Consider the following 13,010-nt stretch of genomic DNA (forward strand, 5'->3'; position numbering starts at 1 on the left):
TTCCGCGTCGAGGACAGTAAGTAGATCAGGCGGGTGCCGCAATGCCAAGGTGCGAGATTGCCACAGGCAAAGCGGGCGCGTTTCGGGAGCAATGAATGGCCACGAAGGCAAAGACGCTGCAGGTGAAAGACAAGGAAAAGGACGACAAGGCGGTGGATACGCCTGAGAAGGACGCCACCGATGCGCCTTCCCCGTTGCTCGACCTGTCGGACGCCGCCGTCAAGAAGATGATCAAGCAGGCCAAGAAGCGCGGCTTCGTGACCTTCGATCAGCTCAACGAAGTCTTGCCGTCCGACACCACCTCGCCCGAGCAGATCGAGGACATCATGTCGATGCTCTCCGACATGGGCATCAACGTCACCGAGGCCGAGGACGCCGAGGGCGAAGAGGACAAGGACGAGGCCGAGGACGAGACCGACAACGAGCTCGTCGAGATCACGCAGAAGGCCGTCACCGAGGTCAAGAAGTCGGAGCCGGGCGAACGCACCGACGATCCCGTGCGCATGTATCTGCGCGAGATGGGCACGGTGGAATTGCTCTCGCGTGAGGGCGAGATCGCGATCGCCAAGCGCATCGAGGCCGGCCGCGAGGCGATGATCGCAGGGCTCTGCGAAAGCCCGCTGACCTTCCAGGCCATCATCATCTGGCGCGACGAGCTCAACGAAGGCAAGATCTTCCTCCGCGACATCATCGATCTCGAAGCCACCTATGCCGGCCCTGAATCCAAGGGTGGACTTAATCCCGCGATCGCCGCGCCCAACGGCGGTGACGGCGAGACGGCCGAGGCCGATCCGCCCGAGGCGCAAGGCGCCGCACCGGCTCTTGTCGCCCCGCCTGCCGCTCCCCCGCAGCCGACCCCGTTCCGTCCCGCGCCTGCCGCCGCTGACGTGGAGGAAAAGGATCCGGGCGAGGCCGCAGCCGAAGCCGACATGGAGGACGACGAGTTCGAGAACCAGATGTCGCTCGCGGCCATCGAGGCCGAGCTGAAGCCGAAGGTGGTCGAGACCTTCGACAAGATCGCGAGCGAATATAAGAAGCTGCGCCGCCTGCAGGAGCAGGACATCCAGAACCAGCTGCAGAGCGAGTCGCTCTCGCCCTCGCAGGAGCGCAAGTACAAGAAGCTGAAGGACGAGATCATCGTCGAGGTGAAGTCGCTGCGGCTGAACCAGGCGCGCATCGATTCCCTGGTCGAGCAGCTCTACGACATCAACAAGAAGCTGGTCTCGTTCGAGACCCGCCTGATGCGGCTGTCCGACAGCCATGGCGTGGCGCGCGAGGACTTCCTGCGCAACTACCAGGGCTCGGAGCTCGATCCGCGCTGGCTCAACCGCGTCTCGAAGCTCTCGGCCAAGGGCTGGAAGAACTTCGTCCATTACGAGAAGGACCGCATCAAGGAGCTGCGCCAGGAGGTGCAGTCGCTGGCGGCGCTGACCGGGCTCGAGATCGTCGAATTCCGCAAGATCGTGCACTCGGTGCAGAAGGGCGAGCGCGAGGCGCGCCAGGCCAAGAAGGAGATGGTGGAAGCCAACCTTCGCCTCGTGATCTCGATCGCCAAGAAATACACCAACCGCGGCCTGCAGTTCCTCGACCTGATCCAGGAAGGCAATATCGGGTTGATGAAGGCGGTCGATAAGTTCGAATATCGCCGCGGCTACAAGTTCTCGACCTACGCCACCTGGTGGATCCGGCAGGCGATCACGCGCTCGATCGCCGACCAGGCCCGCACCATCCGCATCCCCGTGCACATGATCGAGACGATCAACAAGATCGTGCGCACCTCGCGCCAGATGCTCAACGAGATCGGCCGCGAGCCGACCCCGGAGGAACTGGCCGAGAAGCTCGGCATGCCCCTGGAGAAGGTGCGCAAGGTCCTGAAGATCGCCAAGGAGCCGCTGTCGCTCGAGACCCCCGTGGGCGACGAGGAAGACAGCCATCTCGGCGACTTCATCGAGGACAAGAACGCGATCCTGCCGATCGATGCGGCGATCCAGTCGAACCTGCGCGAAACCACCACGCGCGTGCTGGCCTCGCTCACCCCGCGCGAAGAACGCGTGCTCCGCATGCGCTTCGGCATCGGCATGAACACAGACCACACCCTGGAAGAGGTCGGCCAGCAGTTCTCGGTGACCCGCGAGCGTATTCGTCAGATCGAGGCGAAAGCGCTGCGCAAGCTGAAGCATCCGTCGAGGTCGAGGAAGCTGCGGAGCTTCTTGGATAACTGATCAGTTCAAAAGCGGCGGGCGAAAGCCCGCCGCTTTCTTTTGTAGCCCGGGTGACCGAAGCGACACCCGGGTTTTGTTTTTCCTTAGTGTTCGCACACCGCTTCGCTTGTAGGTCCGCTAACTGCGATCAAGAATGATCGGGCTTTTAGGCGAAGACCTGAGTATGTTAATTGTACACGCGTAGGTCATTCGATATTGGTGAGCATTTAGCTGTGGTTAGATAGAGAGCTACTAGCCTACCAAGTAATTTTGTTCCACCATCATCCTATGGCTGCATTTCCGGGCATGGTCGCGCTCTCTGCGGTTCAAGAATGCACTCTCCAAAGTTTCCCATCAAAGCTAAGAACTTAAGCGAGGTTATAAACGTGCCTCGCTTAAAAATGACCTGGAAGTCACGGGTCCGAGACGCGATGCGCCGCCAACCAATTCCAGATCCAATCGAGCATCTCGATTTTCACGTCAGACTTGATGCGATCTGTAACACGATCGCATCTGAGATCTTGACTGGCGCATATACCCCGCATAGCCCGATCCGGTTTTTATCGGAAAAATCTAAGGGCCTTTGTCGCCAATTAGTGCTTCCATCAGCCAAGGATGCGTTGATTCTTCAGACATTATCCGATGCACTTTGGGCTGAGATCCGTACCAAGGCTCCGACAAACAAGTCATTTTACGCTCCGAGCGACCAGCATTTTTCGAAGAAGAGTCAGGAGGACGACCCGAGCCCATATGGCTCTATGAATGCGTGGCTGGCTTTCCAAGAATCGATTTTTGGCTTTGCGACAAAAAAGAAGTTTATCATTGCGACAGACATAGCCAATTACTTCGACTCTATTTCTTACGATCATTTGCGGAATATCTTGGCTGACTTATCTTTGGCTCGGGAGCATGCTCTCGATCTTCTGTTGTACACGTTGTCTTGGATGCTATGGCAGCCCGACTATATGCCGCGCGTTCCCATAGGTCTTCCGCAGGCGAACCTAGATGCTCCTCGTCTTCTTGCGCATTCCTTTTTGTTCGAAATCGATGAGTTTCTCTCGCTTCGAAAAGGTATCGATTTTGCCCGCTACATGGACGACATCGACATCGGTGTCGATAGCTTTTCGGAGGCCAAAGAGATCCTCCGTGACCTAGATCTAGCGCTCCAAACCCGTCAGATCAGGTTAAATTCAGGTAAGACCAGGATTTTAACCGAGAGCGCGGCTTATGAGCATTACAAGATCAGGGAAAATCATTTACTCGATAAACTGGCTAAGAAAATCGATCTCAAGAAAGCAGCTGGCGACTCATTGGAGCGCGAAGTCCGACAAGTAGGATATGCGATACGCGGAGGTGTAAGAAGGGGCGCATTTGTGAGCGGGAACGGCGAGAAGATTTTCAAAAGAACGATCAATTTCGCTCGGATGCTTCATGTCGATCTCGATAATGACCTCTTCTTTTCTCTCTTATCTGGATGGCCATCGCTTCGTCCTACGGTGCTTAACTGGTGGCAGAATCGTTTGGCGCCAGAAGCCAAGCTTCATCTAATAAAAAATCTATTTGTAGAGAGATTATTGGTGGATGATGCATCCAGGATGGATGTCATTGTGGCAATTGTCGCGGCTCGATTGGAGAGGAACAAGGAAGTCGATGACCAAATAGGTATTATTGCAGGCTATTTAGATGAATCGTCGAGCTGGGGGCTCTACTCGAAAATTTGGCTGCTTTCGAAATATGGTTCGAGTATCGAATTGATGAAGTTGATCGAAAGTACGGTTTCTTTGTGGGTGACCCAAGAGCACCTTTCTAGGCTTGTGGCCGGGCTCTGGTCTCGATTTGTCGGCTCGTCATTGCGTACAAAGTTTGAGGCGATCCTCCGGCGCGCTGGCAATGCTTGGTCCAATTCTGTTCTACAGTTTCATATGGAACTATCCTCAGGGACTGTGGGCTATACAGCAGTGAAAAACTTTATCCAGGCGCCGAATCCGTCTCTGCCGAATCTAATCTCGCATGCGAAGTTTTTGATGTTGTTATCGATTTTGCATAATCTTGATTTGGTTCCGACCGCAGTCACTCATTTGAAAAAGGTTCATCAGTGGGCACTCGCTGATGAATATTATGAATTGATCGTTCCGTAGAGGTTTTGCCCACCGTCTAGAGCCGCGCAGATCTCGGTGGGCTCGGTTACGGTGATAGTGCACTAATCTCTCGCGCCAAAAGGCGGTGTCGAGGTGTCACGGTTGGCCGACAAGACGTCTTGTCCGCAAATGTCCGTGTCCTTGCCGCAAGAGGCCGAACTTTGCGCAGACGGCGTTGGGCGATCGACTGCTAGGAATTAGCGTCTCACTGGACGCCGACTCCCATGCATGACGACGAGTTTTCATCGGCCGCGGCGCACGACAGCGCCGCCGCCATCTGGGCGCCGCTGCGCCCTTTCATTGCCGCTGAGGCGCGGCTCGCGACGCGCGCGGCGCAGGGGTCCTGGACCGCCTTCCTCTATGAATTCCTCCGCTTCGGCGTGAAGCAAGCTTACGCCTGCCTGTTCGGCGGCATCGCGGTGGCGCTGATGCTGCTGACCTGGAAGTTCTATCCAGCGCACGCGCCGCTCGCCCGCTACGACTTTCTTTTTCTCTGTATGCTCGCCGTCCAGGCCATGCTCCTCGCCTTAAAGCTGGAGACATGGGAGGAGGCCAAGGTGATCCTCGTCTATCACCTCGTCGGCACCGCGATGGAGCTGTTCAAGGCCGCGACCGGCTCCTGGATCTATCCGGAGCCGAGCCTGATCCGGCTTGGCGGCGTGCCGCTGTTCTCGGGCTTCATGTATTCCTGCATCGGCAGCTATCTCTGCCGGGTCTGGCGCCTGTTCGATTTCCGCTTCACCAATCATCCACCGCGCCGCTGGCTGATCGGCTTAAGCGCGGTGATCTATCTCAACTTCTTCCTCGATCATTACGGCTTCGATCTGTGCCTCGCCCTGTTCGTTGTATCTGCGCTGCCGATCGGCCCGGCCACCGTTCATTTCAGGGTCTGGCGCGTGCATCGCGCGATGCCGCTGCTCCTCGGGCTCTTGCTGGTGTCCCTGTTCATCTGGCTATCGGAGAACATCGGCACCTTCACGCGGGTCTGGCTCTATCCGCAGCAGGCCCACGGCTGGGCCATGGTGTCGCCGGCCAAGCTCGGCTCGTGGTTCCTGCTGCTGATCATCAGCTACACGCTGGTCAGCCTGATCAACCGGTCGACGGAGATGGAGGTGCGGGAGGAGGGTGCGATAGCGCAGCAGCCGGAGCGAGAAGCGGCATAGAAACCGTTGTGTTGACAATTGTTAACGGCTCTCTATTTAACCTGATGCCCGCACCGGATAAGGGAGGAAGATGATGAAGACGTTTGAGTTCAGCATCATCGCCTCGGGCATTGATCCGGAGGCGGACGATTTTGGTGACCGGTTTTACGATGCCGGATGCGACGATGCACTCGTGGCCTATCAGAAGGGACATATCATCCTCGATTTTGCCCGGGAGGCCGACACGATCGACGAGGCCGTTGCGTCCGCAATCGAGAACGTCCGTGCGGCAGGTGCTGCGGTCGATCGCATCGAACCAGATCCGCTCGTGAGTCTTGCTGATATCGCGGAGCGGACAGGCCTGACGCGGGCTGCGATCAGCAACTATTTCAAGGGAAGTCGTGGAAAGAACTTTCCTGCGCCGGTTGCCAAGGTCACCTCGGACAGTCCGCTTTGGGACTGGGCCGCTGTCGCGCATTGGATGGCTGCAAATCAGAAGGTACCCGTCGAGCTATCGGTCGAAGCCTGCGTGCTCAAGGAAGCCAACGCTGCGATCGGCGCGGGCGAGGTGCATCTCGCGGATAGGCTGAAGCGGCGGGCGCAGCAGGCGGTGCAGGCGTTTAAGGTCGCGTGATCGGCTGGCAAATCGATGTCATGCAGCGGATATAGGGTGGGCAAAGGCGCGTGTCCGCTGTTGCAGCTTGCGCCGTCGATCAACCGGCGCCGTTCCCGCCGTCTAGAGGGCGCACGGATCTCGGTGGGCACGCGCTTCGCGCTTTGCCCACCCTACGGAGCTGAGGCTGTGCTACTTCTTCTTCGCGCCGACGCGGGCAAGGCTCTTGATCTGCAGCGGCGGGCGGCCGGATTTTTCGGCGATCTCGCGGTCCTGCTCCATGATGAAGCCGCGCGCCGGCTCGTCGCCGTCGAGGCCGCCGAGCAGCTCGGCCGGCACCCGCCGGTTGGAACGCTGCGAGCCGTCCTCGTACGTGACGTTGAAGAAGGCGAATTCGCCTTTGGGATTGCTGCCGGGTTTTTTCGCCATAGCAGGCCGTTTACGGCGGGGAGGCCAGCCCGGTCAACGCAAGAAAATGCCTATCCCCTGCCCGAATTTGCGCGGCCCGTCATATGGGTTTCGCAGAATCGCCGGCGTGGAGCGGGTGGCCGCGCCAGCGCCGCGCCCCGCCGGTCGCTCTGCAAACTCCTCGATTTTGCCCGATGAAAGTGCCTTGATGGCAGCAAACCGAGGCCGACGAGACGCCCATGTCCATGCCGCAACTGACCGTCTGGTACAACACCCGCTGTCCGGTCTGCGATGCCGGGATCGACTGGCAGCGCAACAAGCTGCTGGCGCTGGTCAAGTCCGGCCGCGTTGCGTTCAGGGACATCAACGAGCAGCCGGAGGCGCTGGCCGCCCACGGCGCCGATGTCGATGATGTCAGGCGCCGGCTGCATGCGACCGACGAGGAGGGGCGGCTGATCACGGGCGCGGACGTTGCGCTGCTGCTGTGGAAGCTGACGCCGGGCGAGGGCTGGCTCGCCACGCTGCTCGGCAACCGCGCGATCCGGCCGCTGACGCGCTTCGGCTACGACCGCATTGCCGACGCGCTGTTCGCCTGGAACAGGTGGAAGGGGCATTGGTGAGAAGCGGGTGAGCGGCGAGCCCGCGACTGGATGGGGAGCCTGTCACCGCGATTGCGGTCCGCTCCCCTCCCCCTTGCGGGGAGGGGTCGGGGGTGGGGGTCTACGAGTCCGACTCACCATGATGAGGGCGGGGTCTGTTGGGAGGTCCGCGATCATCGGCGCACAATGTCACCGTAGCCGCGCGCGTGCTTGAGCTCGCGTTGGAGCAAGCGGCCGGATGGCATCCCGCGTTCCTTGACCCGCGGCGTTTTGAAAATGTCAGGTGCACCCAACGAAGTTCGGCGCGCGTGGACCCCCACCCCCAACCCCTCCCCGCAAGGGGGAGGGGAGTTCACCGTCAGTGCGGCAACATCTCAGGCCTAGTGCCCTTGCGCCTTCACCAGCGCGGCGGCGGCGTGGGCGCGGGTGCCGCCACGTGGGCCGTCATCGTCCTCGCGACGGCCCAGCGCCATGATGGCGGTGCCCATCGCGGTCGAGCCGAAGGTGATGAAGAACGACATCAGCAACAGCCCGAGCGCCACGCCGGGCGAACGGTCGGTGAAGATCAGATGGCGCAGGCCGCCCGGATTGAGCGCGAGCAGTCCGCCGACCAGGAGCGTGGCCATGCCGAGCCCGAGCGCCAGGTTGATCGCCAGCAATCGAAACAGCGGCAGCCGCAACAGGCTGCGCTTTCTCGGCGTCCGGTTTGCCATCGCTCGTCATCCGTGATCGTGTGAGCGCATCAACTCTAGCATCGATAGCAGCGCGTTCAAGGTCGGCGCCCGCTCCGCGGTACACGATAGGGGCACGTCATTCCGGGGCGCTCGCAAAGCGAGCGAGCCCGGAATCCATGCCCACAGGGAAACATTTTCGAGCACGATGGAGGAAGGTCTGCGCAACAAATTCCCGGCCTGTGGTTATGGATTCCGGGCCCGCGCTCTTCGAGCGCGTCCCGGAATGACCGATGGAGATTTGCGCGAGATTCCATGCTGTGCAATGGCGTCGCTGGGTCCGCGACTTCGCTGACTTCACTGCGCTCCGGAACGACGGCGTCAATGTTGTTGGTGTTGAGCCCGCGGCGAGCCCCGGCCTACGCCGCCTCGCCTTCGGCCACGCCATGCTGCTTGGCGATCACCGTCTGCCAGACGCTCGCGATGGCGCGCTGCGTCTCGGGGGCGATCAGGCAATGGCCCTCATTGTCGAAGCCGCAGAAGCGCACCGATGGATCGTGCCTGACCTCGGCGAGCGCGCGGTTGATCACTTCCAGGCAGGCCATGACCTGGCCGATGTTCTGCAGCCGCGTGTGATGCAGGATGTCGATCAGGCGGACCATCATCACCGGCGGCTGGCCGAGCGAGACGCCGGGCCGGGCGAATTCGAAGAAGACGTTGACAGCCGGCAGCATGCCTTCGATCTGCGAAAGCACTTTCGCGGCGTCGTCGGTGCTCAGGGCAACCAGATGCGCGCTCTGTGCCGGCAGCGTCGGCTGCGGCGGCGCATCCGCAGCGAGCCCGAGTCCGGCCAGCACCTGATGCTCGATCCAGCGCCGCACCTCCGGCGGGGCACTGCGGATCTGGTCGGCGGTCAGGGTAATTCCGATCATGGCGTCTCTCCTTTTGGCGGCGAGCTTAAGGGCGAGCGGTGGCGTAGTATTGACGCGGATCAAGCGCATTCCGGGCGGAGATTGCGACCTCTGCCGTTTTGACGCCACCGTTGCGGCCATGGCATGATCCGCTTCCCGATACCGATCATGAGGACTGTGCATGCTGATCCGTCGTCTGGCTGTGTTGTTCGCGGCCTGTGTTGCGGCAACGTCCGCGCAGGCCGCCCGCTGTGGCGGCGATTTCAACTCCTTCATCGCCAATGTGTCGGCGGACGCGCAGGCGGCCGGCATCTCCTCCAGCACGATCAGCTCAGCGTTGTCGGGCGTGACGATCGATCCCAGCGTGCTCGCCTTCGACCGCCGCCAGCGCTATACCTTCAACAAGACCTTCGAGCAGTATGTCGCGACCCGCGTCGGCCCCGGCCGCATCAACGGCGCTCGCGCCCGGCTGCAGCGCCACGCGGCGCTGCTGGCGCGCATCGAGCAGCAATATGGCGTGCCGCGGCAGATCCTGGTCGCGATCTGGGGGCTGGAAAGCGACTTCGGCACCGGCGACATGGGCAAGCTGCCGGTGGTCCGCACGCTCGCCACGCTGGCGCATGACTGCCGCCGCAGCGAGCTGTTCCAGGGCGAATTGCTTGCGGCTCTGCAGATCATCCAGCGCGGCGATCTGCCCTTGCGCGATTTGATCGGCGCCTATGCGGGCGAGATCGGGCAGACCCAGTTCCTGCCGTCGTCCTACATCAAATACGGCGTCGACTTCGACGGCGACGGCCGCGTCGACCTGCGCCACAGCGTGGCCGACGTGCTGGCCTCGACCGCGAACCTGCTCCACACCAACGGCTTCAAGATGGGCGCATCCTATGAGGAAGGCAGCGCCAATTTCGAGGCGATGCGCGAGTGGAACAGGGCGGTGATCTACCGCAAGACCATCGCGTACTTCGCCGATCAGCTGATGGGACGCTGAAGGGAGTTGCCTCCCACCCTCCACGTCATTCCGGGGCGTCGCGCAGCGACGAGCCCGGAATCCATAACTACCGGCGGATGTCGCGCTCTCGCCTGCTGACTGTACTCCCCGCAGACCGTACTAACAGCGTTGGCCTGTGGCCATGGATTCCGGGCCCGGCCCGCTGGGCCGTCCCGGAAGACGACCTTGAGCATGCGCATACGCCCAATGCGCAGATTGCCCGTCGTGCCAATCTGTCGCGTCACGTCGGCTTGCGTCGTCGGGCAAATCACCTGCAGAATCGTTCGCGTCTCGGCCCACAAGAGGGACGCCTCGCGACCGTCACGAGTGTCGGGCCTGAGATGCGATGGACGCGATCACCCGCAGCGCGCAGCTTGCGCGCGGACGAACGAGGTGAGCGCGGACGGCGAAATCGTGTGGTCCTGGCGTCCCGGTGCTGACGCCTGCGCGATGCGCCTTGGCGCATCGTCGCGACGGGGGCAAGAAAGCCGGTCCCCGGGGAGATCACGTATAAGCCGTAAACCATCGCGCAGGGAAGGCCGGATCATCCGGCTGAAACCTGTGGTAACCGCCGCGTGCATTCTTTTTCGCACGCGGGCCATGGGTATCAGCGGATACCCGGCCTTCCCTGCGTCCTCTGCTTGAAGAGGGCGCTAAATTATCGATCACGACTCGGGCATGCCATGTCGCGAGAATGCCGCCTCATACTCGTTCGTCATGCCCCGCGCATGCGGGGCATCCAGCACGCCGAGGCTCATCGAGAGATAATTGCTGTCTCTGGAATATTGGATCATCCGCTGGAGCCTGTCATCCGGCTCGCCGGAGGCGAGACCCGGTGGCGGATGATGACTGCAGATACGAAAGATCTGCCAGGATCGTTCGGTCACCCCGCCTTCGCCGCCGCCTTCTCGAGCCGCCTCGCCATCACGTTCCAATAGGTGCCCGGCATGAGACGCTGCAACAGATCCATGAAGCGCGCGTCGCTGCCGATCAGGATGCGCGGTTCGTTGCGTTCGATCCCTTTGATGATCCGCAGCGCCGCATCCTTCGGTGTCGTCTTGGCGAGCTTCTCGAAGCGGTCGATGGCCTGCGCCCGCCGCGCATTGTCGGTCATGCCGCTGCCGGACCGGGCGTTGCGCGCGATCGCGGTGGCGATGCCGCCGGGATGCACCACCGAGAGCTTCACCGGGCTTTGTGCCATCGCGAGCTCATGCCGCAGGCTTTCGGAAAAGCCGCGCACGGCGAATTTCGCCGCTGCATAGGCGCATTGTCCGGGCGGCGCGATGATGCCGAAGATCGAGGAGAGATTGACGATATGCGCTTGCGGCCTTTGCGAAAGATGCGGCAGGAAGGCGCGCGTGCCGTGCACCACGCCCCAGAAATTGATGTTGAACAGCCATTCCATGTCGGCCTGCGAGATTTCGGCAAAGGTCCCGGCCAGCGCGACGCCGGCATTGTTGATGAGGATGCTGAGCGAAGGGTGCGCGCCGGTTGCCGCTTGTGCGAACGCCCCGATCGCGCCGGCATCGCTGACATCGAGCCGATGCGTGGTCACCTTCCTGCCGTGCCGGGCGACCTCATCGGCGATGCTTGCCAGCCCGGCCTCGTCGCGATCGGCGAGCGCGAGGTCGCAGCCGCGTGCCGCCAGTTCTTGTGCGAGCGCGCGCCCGATGCCGCTCGCGGCGCCCGTCACCGCCGCCGCCGTTCCGTTGATCCTCGTCATTGTTTGTTGCTCCCCCTTGCGCCTGTTGTTCCTCGCGCGCCTCGCGTTCGTATGATGACTCGTGTATTCCAACGCGTTGCCGGCGACGTGAGACTTTTTGATATTGGAACTGAACCATCGGACGGTTCCGCTTTTAACTCACATTACTTTGTGAAGATACAATTTGGAGGCACACGCATGGGACAGTCGAAGCCCTTCCGCGCCACGGCCCTGATCGTGGAGGATGATCCCACGCAGCGGGATATGGTGACCATGCTGCTGGAGGAGAGCGACTACGACGTGATCGCCTGTGAGAGCGCGGAGGCGGCGGAGCTCGTTCTCAGCAAGCCCGGCAATCGCGTGGTGCTGTTGATGACCGATGTCAATCTGGCGGGACGGATGAGCGGGGTGGAGCTCGCGCATATCGCCAAGCAGCGCCAGCCGCGGCTCAACGTGGTGGTGACCTCGGGCCGGCCTTTGGCGGAGCCGTTGCCTGATGACACCAAGTTCTGGTCGAAGCCGTGGGCGCCGCTGGACGTGCTGCGCGAGGCCGAAATGGCGCTCACGGCCGCCGGTCCTTCCGAGGCGCGGCGGCGCGAATAGCAGGATGGCTGCCGGATGCTTCCGTCGGGTCCGGCGCTGTGATAGCAGCGTGGTGAGTGCAGCCGGAGGCCTCTGATGTCGATCGCATTTCTCCTGACCTCGCTGATCGTGGTGGCCTCGCCCGGCACCGGCGTGCTGTATACGCTCTCTGTGGCGCTCGCGCGGGGCGCACGCGCGAGCATCGCCGCGGCTTTCGGCTGCACGCTCGGCATCATCCCGGCGATGCTGGCCGCGATCTTCGGACTCGCCGCCGTGCTGCACACCAGCGCATTGGCTTTCGCCGCGCTGAAATGGTGCGGCGTGCTCTATCTGTTGTACATGGCCTGGCAGACCTTGCGGGAGAGCGGCGCGCCCTCGGTCGAGGCGCGCGCCGAGGCGAAATCGCACCGTCAGGTGATCGCCACCGGCTTCCTGATCAACATTCTCAATCCGAAACTGTCGATGTTCTTCCTGGCCTTCCTGCCCCAGTTCATCGCCGCCGACGAGGCGCATCCGCTTACTAAGATGCTCCTGCTCAGCGCGGTCTTCATGGCGATGACCTTCGTCGTCTTCGCGCTTTATGGGCTGTTCGCCGCCCGCGTCCGCGACGCGGTCGTGACCAGGCCGAATGTGATGGGCTGGATGCGTCGGGCCTTCGCCGGCGGGTTTGCGCTGCTCGGCGCCCGGCTCGCCTTGACGGATCGCTAGGACGATCCCATTTCGGATAATGGTGAGAGCCCGGGTGGAAGCCGCGCTCCCACCCGGGGAAGGGGTGGCGCAACTACTTCTTCTTGGCAGCCTTTTTGGTCTTCTTGGCGGCCTTCTTGGTCGCTTTCGCGGCCTTCTTCGCTTTCTTTGCCATCGGATCCTCGTTCAGGAGTTCATGGATTGAAACGCGACGCGAGGCCGGCACAGCGGACGCCCGCATGTGCGACAGCCTCGGGGAATGATCCCAGCAGATTCGCGAACGGCTGCCTCACTCTGTCACCGCTCCGTCATGCCGTTATCCACAGCTCGGTTGCAGGTAATGACGGCGTGGGATCGGCGCACAGCGT

The 13,010-nt window shown here is 61.6% G+C and carries 14 protein-coding genes; 8 read left to right on the plus strand and 6 right to left on the minus strand.

Annotated elements, in window-relative coordinates; genetic code table 11:
* Positions 1–95: 95 nt before the first annotated feature.
* From rpoD to QX034_RS16715, 4 genes are all read left to right on the plus strand, one after another.
* A complete protein-coding gene (gene rpoD, locus QX034_RS16700) occupies positions 96–2,222 on the plus strand; it encodes an RNA polymerase sigma factor RpoD (RefSeq protein ID WP_315701452.1) in 2,127 nt (708 codons plus the stop codon).
* Between the two features lie 410 nt (positions 2,223–2,632).
* Positions 2,633–4,339 (plus strand): RNA-directed DNA polymerase, encoded by a 1,707-nt coding sequence (locus QX034_RS16705; RefSeq protein ID WP_316195580.1) that lies wholly within the window; start codon positions 2,633–2,635, stop codon positions 4,337–4,339.
* A 224-nt stretch (positions 4,340–4,563) separates the two neighbouring features.
* On the plus strand, positions 4,564–5,502 hold the full coding sequence (locus QX034_RS16710; RefSeq protein WP_316195581.1) for a DUF817 domain-containing protein: 939 nt from the start codon (positions 4,564–4,566) through the stop codon (positions 5,500–5,502).
* 73 nt (positions 5,503–5,575) lie between these two features.
* Complete coding sequence (locus tag QX034_RS16715) at positions 5,576–6,115, plus strand: hypothetical protein (protein WP_316195582.1); 540 nt, start codon at positions 5,576–5,578, stop codon at positions 6,113–6,115.
* A 171-nt stretch (positions 6,116–6,286) separates the two neighbouring features.
* Here QX034_RS16715 and QX034_RS16720 read toward each other — a convergent pair whose 3' ends face one another.
* Positions 6,287–6,523 carry a hypothetical protein gene (locus tag QX034_RS16720; RefSeq protein ID WP_315701449.1) on the minus strand — a complete coding sequence of 79 codons (237 nt, stop codon included), beginning with the start codon at positions 6,521–6,523 and terminating at the stop codon, positions 6,287–6,289.
* Positions 6,524–6,747: 224 nt separating this feature from the next.
* On the opposite strand from QX034_RS16720, the gene QX034_RS16725 reads away from it, so the two are divergent.
* Entirely contained in the window at positions 6,748–7,122 is a 375-nt protein-coding gene (locus QX034_RS16725; protein WP_316196078.1) for a thiol-disulfide oxidoreductase DCC family protein, read from the plus strand.
* Between the two features lie 359 nt (positions 7,123–7,481).
* Here QX034_RS16725 and QX034_RS16730 read toward each other — a convergent pair whose 3' ends face one another.
* Both QX034_RS16730 and QX034_RS16735 read right to left on the minus strand, forming a co-directional pair.
* Complete coding sequence (locus QX034_RS16730; RefSeq protein ID WP_315728879.1) at positions 7,482–7,814, minus strand: hypothetical protein; 333 nt, start codon at positions 7,812–7,814, stop codon at positions 7,482–7,484.
* A 377-nt stretch (positions 7,815–8,191) separates the two neighbouring features.
* The gene (locus QX034_RS16735) at positions 8,192–8,704 is read right to left on the minus strand and encodes a hypothetical protein (protein WP_315728878.1); all 513 of its coding nucleotides are present in this window, start codon (positions 8,702–8,704) and stop codon (positions 8,192–8,194) included.
* Positions 8,705–8,864: 160 nt separating this feature from the next.
* On the opposite strand from QX034_RS16735, the gene QX034_RS16740 reads away from it, so the two are divergent.
* Positions 8,865–9,671 carry a lytic murein transglycosylase gene (locus tag QX034_RS16740; RefSeq protein WP_315701445.1) on the plus strand — a complete coding sequence of 269 codons (807 nt, stop codon included), beginning with the start codon at positions 8,865–8,867 and terminating at the stop codon, positions 9,669–9,671.
* A gap of 665 nt (positions 9,672–10,336) precedes the next feature.
* Here the strand turns inward: QX034_RS16740 and QX034_RS16745 are convergent.
* Entirely contained in the window at positions 10,337–10,558 is a 222-nt protein-coding gene (locus QX034_RS16745) for a hypothetical protein (RefSeq protein ID WP_315701444.1), read from the minus strand.
* Complete coding sequence (locus QX034_RS16750) at positions 10,555–11,394, minus strand: SDR family NAD(P)-dependent oxidoreductase (protein WP_316195583.1); 840 nt, start codon at positions 11,392–11,394, stop codon at positions 10,555–10,557. Before QX034_RS16750 ends, QX034_RS16745 begins: the two co-directional genes overlap by 4 nt.
* Before the next feature lie 177 nt (positions 11,395–11,571).
* Between QX034_RS16750 and QX034_RS16755 the strand changes: the two genes are divergently transcribed.
* Positions 11,572–11,976 (plus strand): response regulator, encoded by a 405-nt coding sequence (locus tag QX034_RS16755; RefSeq protein ID WP_315701442.1) that lies wholly within the window; start codon positions 11,572–11,574, stop codon positions 11,974–11,976.
* Positions 11,977–12,051: 75 nt separating this feature from the next.
* Positions 12,052–12,663, plus strand: a complete 612-nt coding sequence (locus QX034_RS16760) for a LysE family translocator (RefSeq protein WP_316195584.1) — start codon at positions 12,052–12,054, stop codon at positions 12,661–12,663.
* 73 nt (positions 12,664–12,736) lie between these two features.
* Here the strand turns inward: QX034_RS16760 and QX034_RS16765 are convergent, their stop codons facing one another.
* The gene (locus QX034_RS16765) at positions 12,737–12,883 is read right to left on the minus strand and encodes a hypothetical protein (protein WP_315701440.1); all 147 of its coding nucleotides are present in this window, start codon (positions 12,881–12,883) and stop codon (positions 12,737–12,739) included.
* Between the last annotated feature and the right edge of the window lie 127 nt (positions 12,884–13,010).

It is taken from the genome of Bradyrhizobium sp. SZCCHNR3119, assembly GCF_032487775.1.
Taxonomy (GTDB): Bacteria; Pseudomonadota; Alphaproteobacteria; order Rhizobiales; family Xanthobacteraceae; genus Bradyrhizobium.